The organism is Streptomyces sp. NPDC056452, assembly GCF_042796085.1.
GTDB lineage: Bacteria > Actinomycetota > Actinomycetes > Streptomycetales > Streptomycetaceae > Streptomyces.
This window is the reverse complement of the sequence record NZ_JBHTRI010000049.1, coordinates 1-20,862: the sequence shown is the minus strand read 5'-3', so window position 1 is coordinate 20,862 and position 20,862 is coordinate 1. Positions and strand designations below refer to the sequence as shown.

Sequence of the window (20,862 nt, the reverse complement as noted above, 5' to 3'; positions counted from 1 at the left end):
TGTTCCGGCAGGCGTGTTGACGGGGCATCATGTTCACCATTCGGGGGTGATGCGGTGTGGCTGGGCGTCGGCCGTCACGGCAGGAAGTCAATCGGCGGCACGGGCGTGCGGGGTTCGTGGGGCGCCGCGGTGAGCTGGCGGTCTTCCGGGAGACCTTCGCCCGCGATCCGGAAGAGGTGGACTTCCCGTTCCTGTTCCATGTGCGCGGCAACGGCGGCGTGGGCAAGTCGACCCTCGTACGGCAGTGGGAGGCCGCGGCGCGGGAGCAGGCCTCGGTGGTCACGGCGTTCGTCGACGACGATGTGCACGACGCGCTCGAGGCGATGGAGACGGTCAGTGCCCGGCTCGGTCAGCAGGGGCACCCGCTGAAGCGGTTCGACAAGCAGCTGGCGATCTACCGTCAGCGCCGGCACCAGGCCGAGAACGCGGCTCCCGCTCCGCAGGCCGCCCCGGGTGAGCCGGGTGCGGCGGAGCCCGTACCTGCCGCCTCGCCGTCGAGCACGGTGGCCGCGCAGGTGGGTCTGGTCGGGCTCGGGATGCTGCCCGGTGTCGGGGCGTTCGTCGGCGCGGTCGATCCGCAGCAGGTGGCGCTGGGCGCCGACCGGATGCGGACGATGCTGAACATGCGGCTGCGCAGCCACGACGATGTGCAGCTGGTGATGAATCCGGTGGCGAGTCTCGCCCCGGTCTTCCTGGAGGACCTGGCGGACGTCTCCGAGCGGTGCGAGCGGGTGGTGCTGTTCTTCGACGTGTACGAGCGGACCGGACCGGTGCTCGACACCTGGCTGCGGAGCATCGTCTTCGGCGAGGAGTACGGGGGCCTGCCGGTCAATGTGCAGGTCGTGCTGTCCGGGCAGCTGCGCCTGGACGCCCGGGTCTGGGGCGACTGGCTGGGGCAGGTCACCGAGGTGCGCCTGGAGGTGTTCACCGAGGAGGAGGCCCGTACGCTCCTCGCCACGCACGGCGTCGCCGACGAGCCCAGCGTCGAGCTGGTCCTGCGCCTGTCCGGGCGGCTTCCGCTGCTGGTCGACATGCTGGCCCGGAGCGACCCCGGCACGGGCGACAGCATCGGTGATCCGTCCGAGACGGCGGTGGAGAGGTTCCTGCGGTGGGAGCCGGACGCGGAGCGCCGTGAGGCGGCGCTGGCCTGCGCGCTGCCCCTGCAGTTGAACGAGGACATCTACCGTTCCGCCGTTCCGGAGGCCGCCGCCGACGGTTACCCGTGGCTCCGCGGCCTGGCCTTCGTCTCCTCGCAGGCGGGCCGCTGCCGCTACCACGACGTCGTGCGCGCCGCGATGCTGCGCCTGCAGCGCACCCGGTCCCCCTCCCGGTGGCAGCAGGCGCACACCCGCCTCGCCGACATGTTCGAGCAGTGGCGGCTGGCGGCGGAGGCCGATCTCGGCACCGGGGCCGACGGGCACTGGGACGACGCCGCCTGGCGGGAGCACCGGCTCAACGAGACCTACCACCGGCTGTGCGCGAACCCCCGTACCGCGCTGCCGGACGCCCTCCACCAAGCGGTTCACGCCGTCGATCTCGACCTGGCGACGCTGCGCCGCTGGGCGCAGATCCTCGGCCAGGCCGGGGACGACACCGGGGCCGCCGGCCTCACGTCCTGGGGACAGCGCCTGGAGGCTGCCGGGGAGCAGGACGCGGCAGGCGTCGCCGTGCTGACGCTGCTGCTGGCCGCGGCCGAACTGGATCCGGACGGACGGAGTCTCGCGTACCGCGTCCGCTCCCGCGAGCACCGGGCGGTGGGCGACCACGAGAGCGCGCTGGCGGACTGCGCGGCGGCCCTGGGCCTCGCGCCGGACACCGCGCGCAACTACGCGGCGCGCGGTGAGACGTACAGGCTCATGGGCCGGTACGAGGAGGCCCTGGCCGACTGCACCCGTGCGATCGAGCTCGAACCCGACTACGAGTGGGCCGTCGCCAGCCGCGGGCAGACGTACCTGGCCATGGGGCGGCACGAGGAGGCCCTGGCCGACTACACCCGTGCGATCGAGCTCGACCCCGGGTACGAGTGGGCCGTCGGCAGCCGCGGGGAGACGTACCGGCGCATGGAGCGTTTCGACGAGGCTCTGGCCGACTTCTCGCGTGCCCTCGACCTCGACCCCCAGTACGCCTGGGCCCTGGGCAGCCGCGGGCTGACCTACCAGCTGCTGGAGCGGTACGACGACGCGCTCGCCGACTTCTCGCGTGCCCTCGACGTCAACCCTCACTACGCCTGGGCCCTGGGCAGCCGCGCGCAGACGTACCAGGCGATGGGGCGTCACGAGGAGGCGCTCGCGGAGTACACCCGTGCGATCGAGCTCGACCCCGACTATGCGTGGGCCTTCGCCAACCGCGGTGAGACGTACCGGGAAATGGCCCGTTTCGACGTGGCACTGGTCGACTACACGCGTGCCCTCGACCTCAACCCCGGCTATGCCTGGGCCCTGGGCAGCCGCGCACAGACGTACCAGGCGATGGGGCGTCACGAGGAGGCGCTCGCCGACTACACCCGTGCCCTCGGGATCGCCCCGCACTCCGAATGGATCATCAACGGCCGCGCCCAGGTCCTTCTGCTCATGGGCCGCCACGAGGAGGCGCTCGCCGATTGTGTCCGGGGCCTCGACCTCGACTCCGAGGACGGCTGGAACCTGGGTCTCCATGCTGTGGCCCTGCGCATGGCCGGTGACGAGGAGGCGGCCACCGAGCAGTTCCGGCGCGCTGTCCGGGTGTCCGCGGCCGGCGCGGAGGGTGAGGGCCCGAAGGCCGCGTGGGCGCACGAGTGCCTGTTCGTCATGACCTGCGCGCTGCCGGACCCGGACGGGGCCGCCGCGCTGTTCGACGCCCTGCTCGACCGTGCGCCCGCCCGGAACCTGATCCAGGAGTTGGCGGAGGACCTCGCGCTCCTGCGGAAGCTCCTGCCGGAAACAGGTCCGTACACGGACGTCTTCGTGCGGCGGCTGGAAGAGATCATCGAGCGTCCGGCCACTCCTTAGCCGGGGACAGCTCCCCGCCGGCACTTCTCAGAGACCGGGCGCCTCCTGGCGGCCCGGCGCGGCGCTGTGGTGTTCGGCGTCCGTGCGGGCCCGGTCGCGCGAGCGTCTGGCAGGTCCCGACCAGCCGCAGGTGCAGCGGGCCAGGCAGAAGGAACCTCGTTCGACGGTGGTGGTGGTGTGTGCCGGGGCGGGGGCATGGACGGCGGAGTCCGGGGGGTCCTCATACACGCGTCCACGGTACTGGGGCCGGCCGGCGACCGTCTGCGGGTGGGCCGATCGGCTTCCCTGAGCGCCCGGGTGGGGTGGGGCGGGCCCTTGTGGCGTGACGGGGCGCCCCGGTGGTCGTTAGGCGAGGCGGGCGGGAGCTCGGTCAGGGGTACGTCGTTGGGGGTTGGCAGGCGATGGTGGTGCAGCAGCACAGGTGCGGAGGCGGGGCACTGGCTGTGTGCGCCCTGGCCGTGGCGGGTGTGATGGCGGTGAGCACCGGGTGCTCCGGCAGGAGCGACGGTGACGGGGCCGGGGTGCGGTCCGTGGCCGGTGAGGGCGGACCGGCCGGCACCCCGGCGGCCGTGGTCCGGCGGGCCGCCGACCGGCTGACCGGAGCGGGCAGCGCCGAGACGCGTACGTCGATGGAGACCGCGGCCGGCGGAACGCGGGTGACGATCCGGGGCCAGGGAGCGTACGACTTCCGCAGGCAGCTGGGCCGGATCAAGGTGGTGCTGCCGAAGGATGCCGCAGGGGCGGACGGGCACCGGCCGATCACCGAGCTGCTGGCGCCCGGGGCGCTGTACATGAAGAACCGCGGTGCCGGAGTGCCCGACGACAAGTGGGTGAGGATCGACACGACGGCTCTGGAGGACGGCAACCTCGTCACCGGCGGTGTCACCGATCCGATGGCCGCCGCCGAACTGCTGCGCGGGGCGGGCGAGGTGACGTACGTGGGGAGGACGGAGCTCGCCGGGGTGGCGGTCCGTCACTACCGGGGGACCTCGGACCTCGGGCGGGCGGCGGAAGCGGCTTCGCCGTCCTCGCGCGGCGCGCTGGCGGCCGCGGCGAAAGGGTTCAGCACGGACGCGGTGCCGTTCGACGTGTATCTCGACGACAAGGGTCTGCTGCGCAAGGTGCGCCACCGCTTCAGCTTCGCCTCGGAGGGACCGGCGGTGTCGGTGGTGTCGACGATGCTGCTGTACGGGTTCGGGGCACCGGTCGACGTGGAGCTTCCGCCCGCCGGGGACATCTACACGGGCAGGATCCAACAGGGGCGGGGTGGCCCGGAAACACCGTAGGGAGGGGGCTGAAATGGTCCGTCCGTGCCATGCGCGGTGAGTGTTGCGCTGCCTACCCTAGGAAGTCGGTGCGCCAGGGTCGGCGACGGCAGAGAGAGGTGACGCAGGTGGTGACGCTCAGCGCTCCGAACGCTCAGGACTGTGTGGCTCTCGCCGAGATCGAACTGTGCGGCGAGCTCATGATCGCGGCGTCGGCCAGTGGTGAGGACCGGCTGAGTCCGGACCGCATCGACGAGGTGCTCAACGTCACGACGGCCCTGGCCGAGCGGCCGCCGACGATCCCCCGGCAGTGCACCCACGGGGGCTGAGCTCCGGCTCCGCCGCTGTCGGGCATCTCACGGACCGCGTCGGAGGCCATACGTTTCCGGCCACCTCAGGTACGCAGGAGGCGGGCGATCGCCTTCGTGGCCTCCTCGACCTTCGCGTCGATCTCCGCGCCGCCCTTGACCGCGGCATCGGCGACGCAATGGCGCAGATGCTCCTCCAGCAGCTGGAGCGCGAAGGACTGCAGGGCCTTCGTGGACGCCGAGACCTGGGTGAGTATGTCGATGCAGTAGATGTCCTCGTCCACCATGCGCTGCAGGCCACGGACCTGGCCCTCGATGCGGCGCAGCCGCTTCAGGTGCTCGTCCTTCTGGTGGTGGTAGCCGTGGATGCCGCGGTCATGGTCGGTGACGACCTCTTCCGTACCGGCTGCGTCGGCTGATTCAGTGGCCTCGGTCGTGGTCATGGGGTCCTCCCGTTGTCCTCGTGCTCTGCGTCCGCAGACCTGTCTGCGCAGTCTGTATACCCCTGCCGGGTATATCGTAACGAATCCAGCCGAAACGTGACCGGGGGTCCGTGCTGATCACTGTGCCCGATGCGCGACACTGAATAACGCCGGTTAGCCGTGGCCGGATGATGCGCCTAGCATCAGCCTGACCGAATCCAAAGCACCCCGAGGACCCCACGTGCGCTTTCGTCTGACCCCCAGGGAGACGAGCTTCTACGACATGTTTTCCGCATCCGCGGACAACATCGTCACGGGCTCGAAACTCCTGATGGAACTGCTCGGGGCGGATTCTGCCTCCCGAGTCGAGATCGCGGAGCGTATGCGGGCAGCGGAGCACGCGGGGGACGATGCCACCCACGCGATCTTCCACCAGCTGAACTCCTCCTTCATCACGCCGTTCGACCGCGAGGACATCTACAACCTCGCGTCGTCGCTCGACGACATCATGGACTTCATGGAGGAGGCCGTCGACCTGGTCGTGCTGTACCAGGTGGACGAGCTCCCCAAGGGCGTCGAGCAGCAGATCGAGGTGCTGGCCCGCGCTGCGGAGCTGACCGCCGAGGCCATGCCGAGCCTGCGGACCATGCAGAACCTCACCGAGTACTGGATCGAGGTCAACCGTCTCGAGAACCAGGCCGACCAGATCCACCGCAAGCTGCTCGCCCAGCTCTTCAACGGCAAGTACGACGCCATGGAGGTGCTGAAGCTCAAGCAGATCGTGGATGTGCTGGAAGAGGCCGCTGACGCGTTCGAGCACGTTGCGAACACCGTGGAGACCATCGCGGTCAAGGAGTCCTGAACCTCGTGGACACCTTTGCGCTGATCGTGACCATCGGCGTCGCGCTCGGCTTCACGTATACGAACGGCTTCCACGACTCGGCGAACGCCATCGCCACCTCGGTCTCCACCCGGGCGCTGACCCCGCGTGCGGCTCTGGCGATGGCCGCTGTGATGAACCTCGCCGGTGCCTTCCTGGGCCAGGGGGTCGCCAAGACCGTCAGCGAAGGGATCATCGCCACGCCCGAGGGGCAGAAGGGGATGGGAATCCTCTTCGCGGCGCTGGTCGGCGCGATCATCTGGAACCTCATCACCTGGTACTACGGTCTGCCGTCCTCGTCCTCGCACGCCCTTTTCGGCGGCATGGTCGGCGCGGCGCTGGCCGGCGGGACGATGGTGCACTGGGACGGCGTCCTCGACAAGATCGTCATCCCGATGTTCCTCTCGCCGGTCATCGGTCTGGTCGTGGGCTATCTGGTGATGGTCGCGATCATGTGGATGTTCCGGAAGTCCAACCCCCACAAGGCCAAGCGCGGCTTCCGTATCGCGCAGACGGTCTCGGCGGCGGGCATGGCGCTCGGCCACGGTCTCCAGGACGCGCAGAAGACGATGGGCATCGTCGTGATGGCGCTGGTCATCGCCGATGTCGAGGGACCCAACGACGAGATCCCGGTCTGGGTGAAGATCGCCTGCGCGCTGATGCTCTCGCTCGGTACGTACGCGGGCGGCTGGCGCATCATGCGTACGCTCGGCCGGAAGATCATCGAGCTGGACCCGCCGCAGGGCTTCGCGGCGGAGACCACGGGGGCGTCGATCATGTTCGGCTCGGCGTTCCTGTTCCACGCACCGATCTCCACGACGCATGTGATCACCTCGGCGATCATGGGTGTGGGCGCCACCAAGCGGGTGAACGCCGTGCGGTGGGGCGTGGCCAAGAACATCATCCTGGGATGGTTCATCACCATGCCGGCCGCGGCGCTGGTCGCCGCGCTGAGCTACGGGGTCGTTGCCCTGCTCTTCGGGTGACGGCCTGGCGGTCTTCGGGTGACGGCCTGACGGCCGAACCGCGATGACGGCGCGTACCGGCTGACCGTGTCGCATGGGTCCGCCCCCGCTCCGATCGGAAGATCGGGAGCGGGGGCGGGCCCTCTGCCTTGTGGTGGCACCGCCATGCAGCACCCCAAGGCCGTCTGTGGTTATCCGAAGCGGCCCGAGATGTAGTCCTCGGTCGCCTGGACCGACGGGTTGGAGAAGATCCGCTCCGTCTCGTCGATCTCGATCAGCCGGCCGGGCTTGCCCACCGCCGAGAGGTTGAAGAACGCCGTACGGTCCGAGACGCGTGCCGCCTGCTGCATGTTGTGCGTCACGATGACGATCGTGAAGCGCTCCTTCAGCTCACCGACCAGGTCCTCGATCGCGAGGGTCGAGATCGGGTCGAGTGCCGAGCACGGCTCGTCCATCAGCAGCACGTCCGGCTCGACGGCGATGGCGCGGGCGATGCACAGGCGCTGCTGCTGGCCGCCGGAGAGGCCGGAGCCGGGCTTGTTCAGGCGGTCCTTGACCTCGTTCCAGAGGTTGGCGCCCCTGAGGGACTTCTCGACGACGTCCGACAGCTGGTTCTTGCGGTACGAGCCGTTCAGCTTCAGGCCCGCGGCGACGTTGTCGAAGATCGACATGGTCGGGAACGGGTTCGGGCGCTGGAAGACCATGCCCACGGTGCGGCGCACGGTGACCGGGTCGACCCCGGGCCCGTACAGGTTCTCGTCGTCCAGCAGTACCTTGCCCTCGACGCGGCCGCCGGGGGTGACCTCGTGCATGCGGTTCAGGGTGCGCAGGAAGGTGGACTTGCCGCAGCCGGACGGGCCGATGAAGGCGGTCACGGAGCGGGGCTCCACGGTCATCGAGATGTCCTCGATGGCCTTGTGGGAGCCGTAGAAGGCGGAGAGGCCGCCGATGTCGATGCGCTTGGCCATGAGAATCACTGCTTCTTTCGGAGGTCGCTGTTTGGCCGCGTCAGCGACCGGTCTTCGGGGCCTTCCAGCGGGCGATACCGCGCGCCGCCAGATTGAGGATCATGACGAAGGCGATCAGGACCAGGGCTGCGGCCCAGGCGCGGTCGTAGGACGCGGCCTCGCCGACCTTGTACTGCTCGTAGATGTAGAACGGCAGTGAGGACTGGGCGCCTTCGAAGGGGTTCGTGTTGATCAGCTGGCTGCCGAAGACCAGCAGGATGATCGGTGCCGTCTCTCCCGCGATACGGGCGATGGCGAGCATGACACCCGTGGTGATGCCGCCGATCGCGGTGGGGAGGACCACCTTCAGGATGGTGCGCCACTTGGGGATGCCCAGGGCGAGGGAGGCCTCGCGGAGCTCGTTCGGGACGAGCTTGAGCATCTCCTCCGTGGAGCGGACCACGACCGGGATCATCAGGATCGTCAGGGCGAGCGCGCCCATAAGGCCGGACGGCTCGATGCTCGCGATCAGCATGATCGACAGGATGAAGAGACCGGCGACGATCGACGGGATTCCGGTCATCACGTCGACGAAGAAGGTGACGGACCGGGCGAGCGCTCCCTTGCCGTACTCGACGAGGTAGACCGCGGTCAGCAGTCCGAGCGGGGCGGAGATCACCGTGGCGATGCCGACCTGCTCCAGGGTGCCGATCAGCGCGTGGTAGACGCCGCCGCTGTCCTCCGAGCCGAGGACTCCGGCCATGGAGTGGGTGAGGAAGTACCCGTCGAGGCGCTCGGAGCCGCGGCTGATGGTGGTCCAGAGCAGCGAGGCGAGCGGGACGACGGCGACGACGAAGCACACCCAGACGATGCTGGTGGCGAGGCGGTCCTTGGCCTGGCGCTTGTTCTCGACCGCGGTCGTCACGACGTAGGAGATGGCCAGGAAGAGCAGGGCGGAGATCAGGCCCCACTGCACGCGGCTGTGCCAGCCGGCGGCGGTGCTGATCCCGACGCCCAGCGCGAGGGCGACGGCGGCGAATCCGAGCGGCGCCCACCGGGGGAGGCTGCGGCTGCTGAGGCTGCCCTTGCGACGGTCCGGCGAGGTCCGCGGACGCTTGTCCTGGACGTCGGTGGTGGTGGAGTGGGTCATGCGTTGGCCCCCGAGTACTCCTTGCGGCGGGCGATGATGAGCCGGGCCGCGCCGTTGACCAGCAGGGTGAGGACGAAGAGGACGAGGCCCGAGGCGATCAGGGCGTCGCGCCCGAATTCGTCGGCCTCACCGAACTTGGCCGCGATGTTCTGCGCGAAGGTGCCGCCGCCCGGATTGAGCACGTGCAGCGAGATGAGGAAGCTCGGCGACAGGACCGTGGCGACGGCCATCGTCTCGCCGAGCGCCCGGCCCAGGCCCAGCATCGAGGCGGAGATGATCCCGGAGCGGCCGAAGGGCAGTACCGAGAGGCGGATGACCTCCCAGCGGGTGGCTCCGAGGGCGAGCGCCGCTTCCTCGTTCATCTTCGGGACCTGGAGGAAGACCTCGCGGCTGACGCTGGTCACGATCGGCAGGATCATGATCGCGAGCAGGATGCCGACGGTGAAGAGCGAGCGGGCGACGCCGACCTCGGTCTTCTCGAAGATGTACGTCCAGCCGAAGAACTGGTCGAGCCAGAGGTTCAGGCCCTCCAGGTACGGCACGAGGACGAGCGCGCCCCAGATGCCGTAGACGATGCTGGGCACCGCCGCGAGCAGGTCGATGACGTAGGCGATCGGGGCGGCCAGCTTGCGCGGCGCGTAGTGCGAGATGAAGAGGGCGATGCCGACAGCGATCGGAACCGCGATGAGCATCGCGATGATCGAGCTGACGACCGTGCCGAAGAGCAGGACCGCGATGCCGAAGACCGGCGGGTCACCTGCCGGGTTCCAGTCGAAGGTGGTGAGGAAGTTGCCCTCGTCCTTCGATATCGCGATGACGGCGCGGTAGGTGAGGAACACGGCGATCGACGCCATGATCACGAGCAGCAGGATGCCCGAGCCCCGCGAGAGGCCCAGGAAGATCTTGTCGCCGGCGCGCCCGGTGGTCCTGGGGCGGCCGCGCGTTGCCGGCGGAGCCGGTGGGATGTCGAGCGGTGTCGTGGAAGCCATGATCTTTCCGGTCTGTGTGGGGGAGCGGCGGCTCCCCTGGCGGCGGTGCACCGGATGGGGCTGGTGGCGGGCCGGTCCGGAGGGGTGCGCCGGACCGGCCTGCCGTGTGCGTCGTGCGCGGTACGGGTTACGAGAGGGAGGCGACCGTCTCGCGGACCTTGGCGTTGATCTCCGCGGGGATCGGCGCGTAGCCGGCCTCGGAGAGGACCTTCTGGCCGTCCTCGGAGGCGGCGTAGGTCAGGAAGGACTTGACGCTGCCGAGGGTCTCGGCCTTGTTGCCGGTGTCGCAGACGACCTCGTACGTCACCAGGACCAGCGGGTACGCGCCCTCGGCCTTGGTCGTGTAGTCGAGGTCGAGCGCCAGGTCCTTGCCGGTGCCCTTGACCTTGGCGGCGGCGATGGCCTTGGAGGCGTTCTCCGAGGTGGCCTGGACCGGGGCGGCGCCACCGGTGTTGATGTCGACGGTGGTGATGTCCTGCGAGGCGGCGTACGACAGCTCGAAGTAGCCGATGGAGCCGTCGACCTGCTTGACCTGGGTGGCGACACCGGAGGAGCCGGAGGCGGCCTGGCCACCGGGCGCGGGCCACTTCTTCTCGGCCTCGTACTTCCAGTCGTTCGCGGCCGCGGCGTTCAGGTACTTGCCGAGGTTCTGCGTGGTGCCGGAGTCCTCGGAGCGGTGGAAGGGCTGGATGGCCTTGTCCGGCAGCTTGACGCCGTCGTTGAGCTTGGCGATCGCCGGGTCGTTCCACTTCTTGATCTTGGTGTCGAAGATCTTGGCGAGCGTGGGGGCGTCGAGCGTGAGCTTGTCGACACCCTCGAGGTGGAAGCCGATCGCGATGGGGCCGCCGACCATGGGGAGGTTGATGCCCTGGCCGGTCTTGCAGATCTTCTTCGACTCGGCGACCTCTTCGGGCTTCAGCGCCGAGTCGGAGCCGGCGAAGCCGACGGTGCCCTGGTTGAAGGCCACGATGCCCTCGCCGGAGGAGGAGGAGTTGTAGTTGACCTCCACGCCCGAGCAGGCCGCCATGTAGTTCTTGACCCAGAGGTCCATGGCGTTCTTCTGGGCGCTCGACCCGGAGGCGCGCAGCTGGCCCTCGGCGCCGTCACACTTGATGTTCGACGCGGCGGCGCTGGTCTTGGTGCCGCCGTTCGCGTCGGCACCGGTGTTGTCGTCCGAACCGCACGCCGTGAGGACCAGGGCGCCGGAGACGGCGAGGGCACCGAGCGCGGTGGCACGAAGCCGGTTCTTGCGCTGAAGCTTCACTTTCGGGGTGTTCCTTCCAGGAGCCGCCGCGGCTGGTGGTGCGAGGCGGCGTGCGATGAGGAATGGTGCGTGGCTTGGCGCCGTGCACCGTGTACGTCCGAAATTAGGCAGAACAGGTGAAGCGCCCTACGGGGCAGAGTGAACGGAAGGTGAACCGTGCCGGGCGGGCTGGTTCCGGTGCTGAAGGCCCGGCGGGGGCGGTGCTCTCGTCTCGCCGGACCGGTGTCCGGGGCGGGGCGCGCGGCCCGCCCCGAGGACAGCCCGGACAGCCCGGACAGCCCTCAGTCCCGCGTCAGACGGCGGGCGTCTCCAGGAACGCGTCCAGCTGGTCGCGGTCGCGGGGGCGGGTGAGGCGGTTGCGGGCGGCCGTGGGCGGCAGCCAGATCAGCCGGTCGACCTCGTCGTTGGGTACGAACGTGCCGCCGGTCGCCTCGGCCGCCCAGTAGGTGACCTCTTTCGGGCGGCCGTTCACCAGGTACCGGGACGTGGGCAGCCTGGGGCCCGGGGTGCAGTGGTGTCCCGTCTCCTCCAGGACCTCGCGCAGGGCACCCTCCAGCGCGGTCTCGCCGCGCTTCAGCTTTCCCTTCGGGTAGGACCAGTCGTCGTACCGGGGCCGGTGGACCAGGCAGATCTCCAGTCCTCCGTCGTACGGGGACCGGCGCCACAGCACGCAGCCCGCGGCCAGAACCGGGCCGTCGGCGGGGGTGCCCGGTTGGTGGCTCACGGCGTCGTCACGGCCGCTGCCGCGTACGGCCAGGTCTCCCGGAACACGCTGCGGGCCGCCTCCACCTCGTGCCGCTGGTCGGCGTGGAGCACCCCCAGGGCGTACGCCGTCGCCGGGGCGATCCGCGGGGTGCGGGCCGCGGCTGCCGACGCGGCGGCGGCCTCCGCCGCGTCCCGGTGCAGGTCGAGGGCGTGCCCCGCCCCGGCCAGGACCGGATCGGGGGCTCCCTGGACCACCTCGTGGGCGTACCGGTGCAGCCTCAGCAGCAGGCGGGCCTGGTGCCAGAGCGCGTCCTGCGCGTCGTTGTACGGCTCCACCGTCTCGTCGGGCGGCAGCGCGGCCACCGCAGCGAGCATCCGCTGCTCGGCCCGCTCCGCGGGGCCGTTGAGCACGTCGGCGGCCGGGGCCGTGGCGGCGGGTGCCAGGGGGACCTCGGAGGCGAGGAGCGCGACGGCGTCGGCGACCGCGTGGAAGCGGGAGGAGCCGAGTGCCTGGAGCGCCGCCGAGTGTGCGCGGGTCCTGGCGAGGGTCAGCCGGCGTTCGAGGAGGGCTCCGGCCCGCGCCGCACCGACGCCGAGCGCGGCGCGCTCCTTGTCCCGGGTGGCGCCGGAGTCACCGTCGGCGGTGGGTGCTGCCGTTCGCGCCGCCGGGAGCGAGGCGCCCGAGAGCTGGTGGAGTGCCTCCAGCAGCCGGGCCAGCCGGGTGGCGTACGCGTGTTCGCGGGCCAGCGTGCCGGAGAGCCAGGCCAGTTCCGTACGGAGCTGGTCGGCCCAGACCGGGTCGAGTACGCCCCGGAAGGTGTGCAGCGTGCCGCTGATGCGGCGTGCGGAGCGGCGCAGCGAACCGGCGGCCTTCTCGGCGCCCTGGGAGCCGGCGTCCGTCGGGGCGCTGTGCTCGCGGTGCAGGCGCAGGCTCCGCAGGAAGTCGGCGGCCTGTTCCCGCAGGTAGGGGGCGAGGACGGCCTCGGCGGAGAGGTCCGGTGCCTGCGTCGTCGTCAGGTGGTCAGGGCGTCGCACGCCGGCGCCTCCGTGCGTCGATGAGCATCTCTTGTACGTGCCGCAGAGGCTGGCCGTCCGCGTCCGCGGCGTGCCGGGTCCAGTTCCCGTCGGGACCCAGGTGCCAGGAGGACGTGGTGTCGGACATGCCCGTTTCCAGGAGCCTCGAGAGGGCGGCGCGATGCGCGGGGTCGGTGACCCGGACCAGTGCTTCGATCCGGCGGTCGAGGTTGCGGTGCATCATGTCGGCGCTGCCGAACCAGACTTCGGGCTCGCCGCCGTTGCCGAAGGCGAAGACCCGGGAGTGTTCGAGGAAGCGGCCCAGTATGGAGCGGACCCGGACGTTCTCGGAGAGCCCGCTGACGCCGGGGCGGATCGCGCAGATGCCGCGTACCCAGATGTCGACCGTCACGCCGGCCTGCCCGGCCCGGTAGCAGGCGTCGATGATCGCTTCGTCGACCATCGAGTTGACCTTGATGCGGACGTAGGCGGAGCGGCCCGCGCGGTGGTGGGTGATCTCCTTGTTGATGCGGGCGATCAGTCCGTCGCGCAGGGACTTCGGGGCGACCAGCAGCCGGCGGTAGGTCTCGCGGCGCGAGTAGCCGGAGAGCCGGTTGAAGAGGTCGGAGAGGTCCGCGCCGACCTGCGGGTCGGCGGTGAGCAGGCCGAGGTCCTCGTACAGCCTGGCGGTCTTGGGGTGGTAGTTGCCGGTGCCGACGTGGGAGTAGCGGCGCAGCGTGTCGCCCTCCTGGCGTACGACGAGCGACAGCTTGCAGTGGGTCTTGAGGCCGACGAGGCCGTAGACGACGTGGCAGCCGGCCTCTTCCAGCTTGCGGGCCCACTTGATGTTGGCCTGTTCGTCGAAGCGGGCCTTGATCTCGACGAGTACGAGGACCTGCTTGCCGGACTCGGCGGCGTCGATCAGGGCGTCCACTATCGGGGAGTCGCCCGAGGTCCGGTACAGGGTCTGCTTGATCGCGAGGACGTCCGGGTCGCCCGCCGCCTGTTCCAGGAAGGCCTGGACGGACGTGGAGAACGAGTCGTACGGGTGGTGCAGCAGGACGTCGCGTTCGCGCAGGGCGGCGAAGATGTCGGGCGCGGAGGCGGACTCGACCTCGGCGAGATCGCGGTGGGTGCCCGCGATGAACTTGGGGAACTTCAGTTCGGGCCGGTCCAGGGAGGCTATGCCGAACAGTCCGGTGAGGTCGAGCGGGCCGGGCAGCGGGTAGAGCTCGGTCTCGGAGATCTTCAGCTCCCGTACGAGCAGGTCCAGCACGTACGGGTCGATGGACTCCTCGACCTCCAGGCGGACCGGCGGGCCGAAGCGGCGCCGCATGAGCTCCTTCTCCAGGGCCTGGAGCAGGTTCTCGGCGTCGTCCTCCTCGACCTCCAGGTCCTCGTTCCTGGTGACCCGGAACATGTGGTGGGCGAGGACCTCCATGCCGGGGAAGAGCTCTTCGAGGTGGGCCGCGATGATGTCCTCGATGGGGACGTAGCGCTGCGGCGACGCCTCCAGGAAGCGGGTGAGCAGCGGCGGCACCTTCACGCGGGCGAAGTGGCGGTGGCCGCTGACCGGGTTGCGTACGACGACGGCGAGGTTGAGCGAGAGGCCGGAGATGTACGGGAAGGGGTGCGCCGGGTCGACGGCCAGCGGGGTCAGCACGGGGAAGACGCGCTGCCGGAAGAAGGTGAACAGGCGGGCCTGTTCCTTCTCGGTCAGCTCGGGCCAGCGGATGAGCTGGATGCCCTCGTCGGAGAGTGCGGGCGCGATGTCCTGCTGGTAGCAGGCGGCGTGCCGGGCCATGAGCTCGCGCGAGCGGGTCCAGATCAGGTCGAGGACCTCGCGGGGCTGCAGCCCGGACGCGGAGCGGGTGGCGACGCCGGTGGCGATACGGCGCTTGAGCCCTGCCACCCTGACCATGAAGAACTCGTCCAGGTTCGAGGCGAAGATGGCGAGGAAATTAGCCCGTTCGAGGAGGGGCGTGGCGGGATCCTCGGCCAGCTCCAGCACTCGTTCGTTGAACGCGAGCCAACTGCGTTCCCGGTCGAGGAACCGGCCCTGCGGCAGCTCCTCGCCGTCCGTCTCCGGCTCGTACGCGTCGGCGTCGTTGTCCAGATCGGGGTCCAGGTCAGCGGCTGTGGACAGGCCGGCGGGCGCGGACGACGAGCCGGCGACGGCATTCGGCCGGTGGGCGGCGAGGGAGCCGACCGACGGCTGGGCGGGCTGGACCGGGACCTCGGAGCTGGGCTGCTGGCTCATGGACCTATTCTTCCGTGCGTTCGGCTCCAGGGGCGCGTCGGAGCCGTTAAAGATCACGAAAGATGCGGGAGAGGCCGGAGAACCGGGTTCGCTCCCGTTGCGGGGGGTGGGCAGAGCTGGCTGCATCCCGTGAGGGTCGCAAGCGCGTCTGAATGGCTGGTAACGGCGACATGACATGCAGGAAGCGGTGTGACTGCGAGGGTGTCCCCGTTCACCGTATGCGTTCTCCCTGTCCGGGCTCCCCCCGGGCCCGGACAGGGAGGTCTCTCAGCCGTGGCGTCGGCGCAGTACGCGGAAGGCGAGCGCGAGGGCCAGGGCGGCGAGGGCGAGGAGGATGCCGGTCTCGACGAGCTGGAGCGGCCAGAAGTGCGAGGCGGGGTGGTAGTCGATGAACGCGCCGGTGACGTCGTGCTCGGCCAGGCACCGCGGCATGGCGGTCTCGTCGGCCTGCGGCAGGCACACCTCCCACGGCAGCCGCTCACCGCTGCCGGTGACCCGGCCGAGCTCGACGACCCAGGAGGTCACCGGAATGCCCGAGTTCCCCTCGGTCGGGCGGATCTCGGTCAGCAGGGGCCAGAGGCCGCTCCGGAGGCTCCCGAGCGTCGCGATCACGGTGCCCGTGACGAGGGCGGCCACCGACATCGCGGCCACGGTGCGGCGCACCAGCAGCCCGGTGAGTGCGCCCACGGCGATGCCGAGCAGCGTGTAGCCGACGGCCGCGGGGGGTGTCGCGGCGAAGACGGGTGCCTCGTACCACCAGAGCGGGCTCTCGGTGCCCGCCTGTGACCGTGCCCAGGTGAAGACGGCTGACAGCACGGACACACCCGCGACCAGCAGCACGGCAGGGACGGCGAGCTTGGCGGCCAGCCAGCGCGTGGGCGTCACGGACTGGGTCCAGGCCATGCGGTACGTACCGCTCTCCAGCTCCCTGGCGATCATGGGGCCCGCGATGAACGCGCTGACGACCCCGGGCAGGGCCGTGAGTATCACCGACGCGTAGGTCACCAGCCTGCTGAACCGGTACGTCGCGTCGCTGAAGTCCCTGATCCGCTGGTCGCACTCGGGACCGGAGACGCCCGAGGCCTCACAGGGGCCCGCCTCGAACGCGTCGATGAGGTGGGACGTCCGCAGCGCGTATCCGACGAGGACGGCGATTCCGGCCACGGCGACCAGACCCGCGATCTGCAGGGTGCGCCGGTGCTGGCGTACCGCCACGCGGGCGGGGCCGCGCAGGGGGGCGAGGGTGCTCATACGGCGGCCTCCGCCTTGCTCGGCCCGCCGCACGCGCTGGGTGTGAGCAGCGGCGGGGCCTCCGGCGAGCGGAGATGGGCCAGCAGGAGCTCCTCCAGCGAAGGCTCCGTGACGTCCCAGGCGGCGAGGTCCACCGGGCCCTCCTTCCGTACGAGTGCGGTGAGCTGACGCCCCGTCGTACGGGACTCGACGACGGTGTGCGGTGCGAGGTCGCGGACCTGGCCGGTGAGTACGGCGTGCGCGGCGACGATGTCGTCGCTCTCGCCGCCGAGCCGGACCGTGCCCCCGTCGACGAGCAGGAGGTAGTCGCAGGCGCCCTCCAGTTCGGTGAGGATGTGCGAGGACATCACGATGGTGGTGGCGTGCTCGGCGGCCTCGGCCATCAGGACGCCCATCAGCTGGTGCCGGGCGAGCGGGTCGAGGTCGGCCATCGGCTCGTCCAGCAGCATCAGTTCGGGCCGTTTGCCCAGCGCGAGTGCGAGGGCCAGCCGGGTGCGCTGCCCGCCGGAGAGCGTGCGGACCTTCGCGTCCTGCGGGAGCGGCCCGGCGATCCGTTCGGCGGCCGCGCCGTCCCAGACGGCGGGGTTGAGCTCCCGGCCCGCCCACAGGGTGTCGGCCACGGTGAACTGCGGGTACAGGGGCTTGTCCTGGGACACGTAGGCGATACGCGGCCGTGCCTCGGCGGGGGTGGCGGAGCCGAGGACCCGCACGGTTCCCTCGGTGGGCCGGAGCAGGCCCGCCGCGAGGGTGAGCAGGGTGGATTTCCCGGCACCGTTGGGCCCGACGAGGGCGCACACCCGTCCGGCGGGCAGCCGGAACGAGCAGTCGCGCAGCGCCCACCCGGCCTTTCGCCCGTACTTCATACCGAGGCCGGTCGCCTCGATCGCGGCGCCTGTCATGAGTCCTGGTCCCCCTTGAATGTGCTGTCCAGTACGGCGGTGAAGAGAGCGCTCACGTCGTCCTTGTCCAGTCCCGCGGTGCGGGCTCTGCGGGCCCAGTCGGCGAGTTCGGCCCGCAGGGGTGCGTCGCCCGCGGCAGCCGCGCTGCCGAGGGTCCGGCGGACGAAGGTGCCGAGGCCGCGGCGGGCCTCGACGAGGCCTTCGCGCTCGAGTTCGCGGTAGGCCTTGAGGACGGTGTTGGGGTTGATGGCTGTCGCCTCGACGACCTCGCGGGCCGTGGGCAGCCGGTCGCCGGGTTCCAGCACGCCCAGCCGGAGAGCCTGTTTGATCTGCTGCACGATCTGCAGGTAGGTGGCGACGCCGCTGCGCCGGTCGATGCGGAACTCGACCGCTGCGGACTCTGCCATGTTCACCACCCTTTCACTAATTGAGTAGTGAAAGGGTGGCGCAAAGAAGGGGCGGCGTCAAGCGACGCCGCCCCCAAGGCCCTTGACGGTGCTGCCCGGGTGTCAGGACTCCGTGCGGTACATCAGGTCGACCTCGTGCGTGGCGAATCCCATCCGCTCGTACACCGACAGGGCCGCCGGGTTGTCGGCGTCGACGTAGAGCATCGCGTTCGGCAGCCCCTGCGCCGCCAGGTGGCGCAGCCCGATCGCGGTGAGCGCCTTGCCGAGGCCGCCGCCCTGGGCCTCGGGCAGGATGCCGACGACGTACACCTCGCCGAGCTGCTCCTCGGCGTGCACCTTCGTCCAGTGGAAGCCGATGATCCCGCCGTCGCGTTCGGCGAGGAAGAAGCCCTTCGGGTCGAACCACGGCGAGGCCTTGCGGTCGTCCAGGTCCCGCTGGGAGAGGGAGCCCTGCTCGGGGTGGTGGGCGAAGGCGGCGTGGTTGACGGCGAGCCAGGCCGCGTCGTCCTGGCCCGGCACGAAGGTGCGGACGGTGACGCCCGGGGGCAGGACCGGCTCGGGGATGTCGATCGAGTCCAGGGGCCGGCGGAGCTGGCGCAGCTCCCGGAAGAGGGAGAGGCCGAGGACCTGGGCGAGGTGGCGGGCCGCCGACTTGCCGCCGTGCGCCCAGACCCGCAGCCGCTTCCCGGTCGCGGCGAGGAGGGCGGCGCCGAGGGCCCGGCCGTGCCCGTGGCCGCGGTGGGCGGGGTGGACGACGAGCTCGGCGGCGGGGGCCTCCACCGGGTCGGTGTCCTCCAGTTGCGCGTAGCCGGCGAGTGTCCCGTCGGCGGTGAGCAGGAAGTGCCGGACGCCCTCGCGGTGCCCGCCCCGGAGCTGGAGCCGTCCCTGCTCGGAGACCGCCTCCCTGCCGTCGGTCCCGGCCGCCTCGCCGAGGAGGGCCAGGACGGCGTCGGCCTGCTCGGAGGTGAGCGCGTCGAGGGTCTCGATCGCACGGCCGGGGGCGGGGAGGGGTACGTCAGTCGTCATGGGTACGAGCGTACGGGGGCGGGGTGGCGCGTTCCATGCCCTCGCCCGGCGCCGCGGCCGGCCTGTGTCGCGGCCCTCCTGGACCGCCCTTCGCTTCGAAGGGGTGGAGATATGGCTGGATCTGCCGCTTTCCGGGCTCGAAGCAACCAGCTCGTAACCCCGACACCCTGTCGCGCTACGCGCGTTGACTCTAGGCTGCGGCAGCAGGATCCAGACCTGTCACCACTCACAGACCTCCCGCTGAACTCACAAGGGGACCGATGTCAGCGACTCCGCAGAAGAACCGCGCGTCCAGGCGGGTGCTCGCCGCCGCGGCCGGGCTGGCCACCGTCGGCGCGCTCGTCGCCGCGATGCCGGCCGGCGCCCATGACCGGGGGCACGGCCACGGTCACGGCAGCAAGACCCGTACCGTCGACGTCCAGTTGCTCTCCTTCAACGACCTGCACGGCAACCTGGAGCCGCCGGCCGGTTCCGCCGGTTCGGTCAGCGCGACGCAGGCCGACGGCACCGTGAAGTCGATCCCGGCCGGTGGCGTCGAGTACCTGGCGACCTCGCTGCGCACCGCGCGCAAGGGCCACCCGTACTCCGTCACCGCGGCCGGTGGCGACATGGTGGGCGCGAGCCCGCTGCTCTCCGGGCTCTTCCACGACGAGCCCACGATCGAGGCGCTCAACGGCCTCGACCTCGACGTGACGGCAGTCGGCAACCACGAGTTCGACGAGGGGGCCACCGAGCTGGCCCGGCTGCAGAACGGCGGCTGCCACCCGGTCGAGGGCTGCTACGAGCAGGGCAAGAAGTTCAAGGGCGCGGACTTCCCGTACCTCGCGGCCAACGTGACGGCCGAGAAGACCGGCAGGCCGATCCTCAAGCCGTACACGGTCTGGAAGAAGAACGGCGTCAAGATCGGCTTCATCGGGGTGACCCTGGAGGGCACGCCGAACATCGTCACGGCCAACGGCGTCAAGGGCCTCAAGTTCCACGACGAGATCGAGACGGTCAACAAGTACGCCAAGGAACTGGACCGCCAGGGCGTCAAGTCCATCGTCGCGCTGATCCACGAGGGCGGGGCCCCGGCCTCCTCCTCGTACAACTACGACTGCGACAGCCCGGGCGCCGGCGACGGCATCTCCGGGCCGATCGTCGACATCGCGAAGGGCATCACGCCGAAGGTCGACGCCCTGGTCACGGGCCACACCCACCAGGCGTACGTGTGCACCGTCCCGGACCCGGCGGGCAATCCGCGCATGGTCACCTCGGCCTCCTCGTTCGGCAAGGTCTACACGGACACGACGCTCACCTACGACCGCCGGACCAAGGACATCGTCCGTACGTCGGTGAAGTCGGCGACGTCGCAGAACCACGTCGTCACCCGGGACCAGGCCAAGGCCACGGACATGACGGCGCTGATCGCCCGCTGGAACACCCTCGCGGCGCCGATCTCCAACCGGCCGCAGGGCTACATCTCCGCCGACATCAACGGCCGCGGCTCCACGGCCCCCGAGAAGCCGCTCGGCAACGTGATCGCGGACGCCCAGCTGGAGGGCCTGGCCCCGGCGGACAAGGGCGGTGCGGTCGTCGCGTTCATGAACCCGGGCGGCATCCGCTCCGACCTCGTGTACGCGGCGTCCGGCAGCGAGGGCGCCGGAGTGGTGACGTACGGCGAGGCGTTCACCGTCCAGCCGTTCACCAACATGATGAACGTCGTCGACCTGACCGGCGCGCAGCTCGTCACCGCGCTCCAGCAGCAGGTCAGCGGCTCCAACGCGGCCTCGCCGAAGATCCTCCAGGTCTCGAAGGGCCTCACCTACACGCTCGACCTCACGAAGTCGGGCGCCGACCGCGTGGTCGCCTCCTCGATCCTGCTGAACGGTGAGGCGATCGACCCGGCGAAGACGTACCGCGTCGCGATGAACGAGTTCCTCGCGGGCGGCGGCGACGGCTTCGCGGCCCTCGGCCAGGGCACGAACAAGCTGGTCGGCCCGTCCGACCTGGACCTGTTCAACGCCTACCTGGCGGCGCACTCCACGGCCTCCGCGCCGCTGGCCCCGCCGGCCACGGACCGGATCACGGTCATCCAGTAGTCAGCGGCAGCAGTGCACGGGAGCGGGGCGGCGGGCCGGAAG

Annotated in this window: 19 protein-coding genes; 6 read left to right on the top strand and 13 right to left on the bottom strand. The window is 70.5% G+C overall.

The window, feature by feature from the left end:
- Positions 1-116 precede the first annotated feature (116 nt).
- A complete protein-coding gene (locus tag ACFQ6X_RS33105; protein WP_383187120.1) occupies positions 117-2,987 on the top strand; it encodes a tetratricopeptide repeat protein in 2,871 nt (956 codons plus the stop codon).
- 27 nt (positions 2,988-3,014) lie between these two features.
- Here the strand turns inward: ACFQ6X_RS33105 and ACFQ6X_RS33100 are convergent, their stop codons facing one another.
- Positions 3,015-3,215 carry a hypothetical protein gene (locus tag ACFQ6X_RS33100; protein WP_383187118.1) on the bottom strand — a complete coding sequence of 67 codons (201 nt, stop codon included), beginning with the start codon at positions 3,213-3,215 and terminating at the stop codon, positions 3,015-3,017.
- Between the two features lie 173 nt (positions 3,216-3,388).
- Between ACFQ6X_RS33100 and ACFQ6X_RS33095 the strand changes: the two genes are divergently transcribed.
- Together ACFQ6X_RS33095 and ACFQ6X_RS33090 are read left to right on the top strand one after the other, a co-directional pair.
- Positions 3,389-4,273 (top strand): hypothetical protein, encoded by an 885-nt coding sequence (locus ACFQ6X_RS33095; protein ID WP_383187115.1) that lies wholly within the window; start codon positions 3,389-3,391, stop codon positions 4,271-4,273.
- A gap of 98 nt (positions 4,274-4,371) precedes the next feature.
- Positions 4,372-4,581, top strand: coding sequence for a hypothetical protein (locus tag ACFQ6X_RS33090; protein ID WP_383187113.1), 210 nt, complete (start codon positions 4,372-4,374; stop codon positions 4,579-4,581).
- A gap of 65 nt (positions 4,582-4,646) precedes the next feature.
- On the opposite strand, the gene ACFQ6X_RS33085 is transcribed toward ACFQ6X_RS33090, so the two are convergent.
- Positions 4,647-5,003: a metal-sensitive transcriptional regulator gene (locus ACFQ6X_RS33085; RefSeq protein ID WP_329208775.1), complete on the bottom strand. Its 357-nt coding sequence runs from the start codon at positions 5,001-5,003 to the stop codon at positions 4,647-4,649.
- A gap of 220 nt (positions 5,004-5,223) precedes the next feature.
- Between ACFQ6X_RS33085 and ACFQ6X_RS33080 the strand changes: the two genes are divergently transcribed.
- Both ACFQ6X_RS33080 and ACFQ6X_RS33075 read left to right on the top strand, forming a co-directional pair.
- Positions 5,224-5,844, top strand: coding sequence for a DUF47 family protein (locus ACFQ6X_RS33080; RefSeq protein WP_329208774.1), 621 nt, complete (start codon positions 5,224-5,226; stop codon positions 5,842-5,844).
- Positions 5,845-5,849: 5 nt separating this feature from the next.
- Entirely contained in the window at positions 5,850-6,848 is a 999-nt protein-coding gene (locus ACFQ6X_RS33075) for an inorganic phosphate transporter (RefSeq protein WP_329208773.1), read from the top strand.
- Positions 6,849-7,018: 170 nt separating this feature from the next.
- Here ACFQ6X_RS33075 and pstB read toward each other — a convergent pair whose 3' ends face one another.
- From pstB to mshD, 11 genes are all read right to left on the bottom strand, one after another.
- Entirely contained in the window at positions 7,019-7,795 is a 777-nt protein-coding gene (gene pstB, locus ACFQ6X_RS33070; RefSeq protein ID WP_329208772.1) for a phosphate ABC transporter ATP-binding protein PstB, read from the bottom strand.
- A gap of 40 nt (positions 7,796-7,835) precedes the next feature.
- Complete coding sequence (pstA, locus tag ACFQ6X_RS33065) at positions 7,836-8,924, bottom strand: phosphate ABC transporter permease PstA (RefSeq protein WP_383187109.1); 1,089 nt, start codon at positions 8,922-8,924, stop codon at positions 7,836-7,838.
- A complete protein-coding gene (pstC, locus tag ACFQ6X_RS33060; RefSeq protein ID WP_329208770.1) occupies positions 8,921-9,913 on the bottom strand; it encodes a phosphate ABC transporter permease subunit PstC in 993 nt (330 codons plus the stop codon). The genes pstA and pstC overlap by 4 nt, the downstream gene beginning before the upstream one ends.
- Before the next feature lie 127 nt (positions 9,914-10,040).
- Positions 10,041-11,177 (bottom strand): phosphate ABC transporter substrate-binding protein PstS, encoded by a 1,137-nt coding sequence (gene pstS, locus ACFQ6X_RS33055; RefSeq protein WP_383187107.1) that lies wholly within the window; start codon positions 11,175-11,177, stop codon positions 10,041-10,043.
- Between the two features lie 292 nt (positions 11,178-11,469).
- Entirely contained in the window at positions 11,470-11,901 is a 432-nt protein-coding gene (locus ACFQ6X_RS33050) for an NUDIX hydrolase (RefSeq protein ID WP_383187105.1), read from the bottom strand.
- Positions 11,898-12,917, bottom strand: a complete 1,020-nt coding sequence (locus tag ACFQ6X_RS33045; RefSeq protein WP_383187102.1) for a CHAD domain-containing protein — start codon at positions 12,915-12,917, stop codon at positions 11,898-11,900. Before ACFQ6X_RS33045 ends, ACFQ6X_RS33050 begins: the two co-directional genes overlap by 4 nt.
- Positions 12,904-15,156: an RNA degradosome polyphosphate kinase gene (locus ACFQ6X_RS33040; RefSeq protein ID WP_329208766.1), complete on the bottom strand. Its 2,253-nt coding sequence runs from the start codon at positions 15,154-15,156 to the stop codon at positions 12,904-12,906. Before ACFQ6X_RS33040 ends, ACFQ6X_RS33045 begins: the two co-directional genes overlap by 14 nt.
- Before the next feature lie 267 nt (positions 15,157-15,423).
- Positions 15,424-16,407 carry a hypothetical protein gene (locus ACFQ6X_RS33035; protein ID WP_383187098.1) on the bottom strand — a complete coding sequence of 328 codons (984 nt, stop codon included), beginning with the start codon at positions 16,405-16,407 and terminating at the stop codon, positions 15,424-15,426.
- On the bottom strand, positions 16,404-17,306 hold the full coding sequence (locus tag ACFQ6X_RS33030; RefSeq protein ID WP_383187095.1) for an ABC transporter ATP-binding protein: 903 nt from the start codon (positions 17,304-17,306) through the stop codon (positions 16,404-16,406). The genes ACFQ6X_RS33035 and ACFQ6X_RS33030 overlap by 4 nt, the downstream gene beginning before the upstream one ends.
- Complete coding sequence (locus tag ACFQ6X_RS33025) at positions 17,303-17,713, bottom strand: GntR family transcriptional regulator (protein WP_383187093.1); 411 nt, start codon at positions 17,711-17,713, stop codon at positions 17,303-17,305. The genes ACFQ6X_RS33030 and ACFQ6X_RS33025 overlap by 4 nt, the downstream gene beginning before the upstream one ends.
- Before the next feature lie 102 nt (positions 17,714-17,815).
- Positions 17,816-18,739 (bottom strand): mycothiol synthase, encoded by a 924-nt coding sequence (mshD, locus tag ACFQ6X_RS33020; RefSeq protein ID WP_383187090.1) that lies wholly within the window; start codon positions 18,737-18,739, stop codon positions 17,816-17,818.
- Between the two features lie 260 nt (positions 18,740-18,999).
- On the opposite strand from mshD, the gene ACFQ6X_RS33015 reads away from it, so the two are divergent.
- Positions 19,000-20,820, top strand: coding sequence for a bifunctional metallophosphatase/5'-nucleotidase (locus tag ACFQ6X_RS33015; RefSeq protein WP_383187088.1), 1,821 nt, complete (start codon positions 19,000-19,002; stop codon positions 20,818-20,820).
- The last annotated feature ends 42 nt before the right edge of the window (positions 20,821-20,862 follow it).

What these genes read in the sequence shown, in the direction of transcription:
- ACFQ6X_RS33015 (WP_383187088.1), top strand. Translation starts at nt 19,000, where the DNA reads ATGTCAGCGACTCCGCAGAAGAACCGCGCGTCCAGGCGGGTGCTCGCC.
- ACFQ6X_RS33035 (WP_383187098.1), bottom strand. Translation starts at nt 16,407, where the DNA reads ATGAGCACCCTCGCCCCCCTGCGCGGCCCCGCCCGCGTGGCGGTACGC.
- ACFQ6X_RS33030 (WP_383187095.1), bottom strand. Translation starts at nt 17,306, where the DNA reads ATGACAGGCGCCGCGATCGAGGCGACCGGCCTCGGTATGAAGTACGGG.
- mshD (WP_383187090.1), bottom strand. Translation starts at nt 18,739, where the DNA reads ATGACGACTGACGTACCCCTCCCCGCCCCCGGCCGTGCGATCGAGACC.
- ACFQ6X_RS33095 (WP_383187115.1), top strand. Translation starts at nt 3,389, where the DNA reads ATGGTGGTGCAGCAGCACAGGTGCGGAGGCGGGGCACTGGCTGTGTGC.
- ACFQ6X_RS33085 (WP_329208775.1), bottom strand. Translation starts at nt 5,003, where the DNA reads ATGACCACGACCGAGGCCACTGAATCAGCCGACGCAGCCGGTACGGAA.
- ACFQ6X_RS33025 (WP_383187093.1), bottom strand. Translation starts at nt 17,713, where the DNA reads ATGGCAGAGTCCGCAGCGGTCGAGTTCCGCATCGACCGGCGCAGCGGC.
- pstA (WP_383187109.1), bottom strand. Translation starts at nt 8,924, where the DNA reads ATGACCCACTCCACCACCACCGACGTCCAGGACAAGCGTCCGCGGACC.
- ACFQ6X_RS33040 (WP_329208766.1), bottom strand. Translation starts at nt 15,156, where the DNA reads ATGAGCCAGCAGCCCAGCTCCGAGGTCCCGGTCCAGCCCGCCCAGCCG.
- pstB (WP_329208772.1), bottom strand. Translation starts at nt 7,795, where the DNA reads ATGGCCAAGCGCATCGACATCGGCGGCCTCTCCGCCTTCTACGGCTCC.
- pstC (WP_329208770.1), bottom strand. Translation starts at nt 9,913, where the DNA reads ATGGCTTCCACGACACCGCTCGACATCCCACCGGCTCCGCCGGCAACG.